Annotated in this window: 1 protein-coding gene; it reads right to left on the bottom strand. The window is 54.0% G+C overall.

Going from position 1 to position 1,238, the window contains the following annotated elements; genetic code table 11:
• Positions 1-8: 8 nt before the first annotated feature.
• Positions 9-1,171, bottom strand: a protein-coding gene (locus DFK18_RS14435) for an IS3 family transposase (protein WP_114418980.1) whose coding sequence is annotated in 2 segments (ribosomal slippage) — positions 9-916 and positions 916-1,171 — 1,164 coding nt in all. Because the reading frame shifts where the segments join, the coding sequence is not laid out codon by codon here.
• Positions 1,172-1,238 lie beyond the last annotated feature (67 nt).

Genomic DNA, 1,238 nt, shown 5'->3' with positions numbered 1-1,238 from the left:
TGTAGTGGTCAACTAATCCCGGACAGTGTTTTAAGGTTTTCCTCAGCTGCAACGGGCGAAATACCGTCGTTGAATGCATGAGGTCGTTGCCGGTTGTAGTAGTCCATCAGGTAGCCACCCACATCCTGTTTAGCCTCAGGCAGGTTCCGATATCCCAAAGCCGGTATCCATTCAGATTTCAGGCTCCGGAACAGCCTTTCCATCGGTGCATTGTCCCAGCAGTTACCACGTCGGCTCATGCTTTGAGTCATTCGATAGCGCCAGAGCCTCTGACGGAACTTACGGCTGGCATACTGGCTCCCCTGATCCGAGTGGAACATAACTTTCTCCGGTCGACCACGCTGTTCCCAGGCGTGGTTCAGAGCTTTGACAACCAGATCGGCATCCGGACTGGATGACATCGCCCAACCAACAACGCGACGGGCATACAGATCCAGCACAACAGCCAAATAACTCCATCGTTGGCCGCTCCAGACGTAGGTAATGTCACCACACCAAACCTGATTGGGCCGGTCTACCGTAAACTCACGAGCCAGATGGTTCGGAATATCCGGCCGCTCAATGGTAGCTTGCTTGTAGGCGTGAGGTCCTGGTTGCTTACAGACCAGCCCCAGCTCACTCATCAGTCGTCGGACCTTAAAGCGACCAATCACCACGCCGTCATCGTTGAGCATGCTTTTGATTGTCCGGCTGCCAGCAGAACTGCGGCTCTTAGTAAACAGGCGGTTCACCTGAGCCTTTAGAGCCAGACGCTCAACATCCACGTGTTTCCGTCGTTGGCGATACTCGTAATAGCTGGAACGGCTGATATCGAACGCATTGCAGACCATTTCAACAGGCACCTGCTCACTCAACTGGTCTATCAGCGCGTAGGATTCATGTCGTCCGACATCAAGAGAGCGGTAGCCTTTTTTAGTATGTCTTTCTCCTGCTCAAGGCGCTTGCAGCGGGCTTCCAATTCCTGAATCCGGCGTTGCTCCGGGGTTAAAGCTTTACCCTTTGGGGTGACACCCTCACGCTCCTCGTTCAGCTGTTTGACCCAGCGGCGAAGGGCACTCTCGCCCACGCCCAGGGACGTACTGGCCTGGGGAATGGTGTAACCTTGATCCAGCACCAGGCTGGCTGCTTCCTGCTTGAACTCAGGAGTAAAGGAACGTCGTTTTCTGGTCATCAGACACCTCGTTTATGGTGGTGATCTTACCACCTACGCTGGTGTCCAGAATCATTGAACCACTACA

The sequence above is a fragment of the Marinospirillum perlucidum genome (genome assembly GCF_003336805.1).
Lineage (GTDB): Bacteria > Pseudomonadota > Gammaproteobacteria > Pseudomonadales > Halomonadaceae > Marinospirillum > Marinospirillum perlucidum.
Note: the sequence above shows the minus strand (reverse complement) of the source record. Positions and strands in the feature narration are given on the sequence as shown.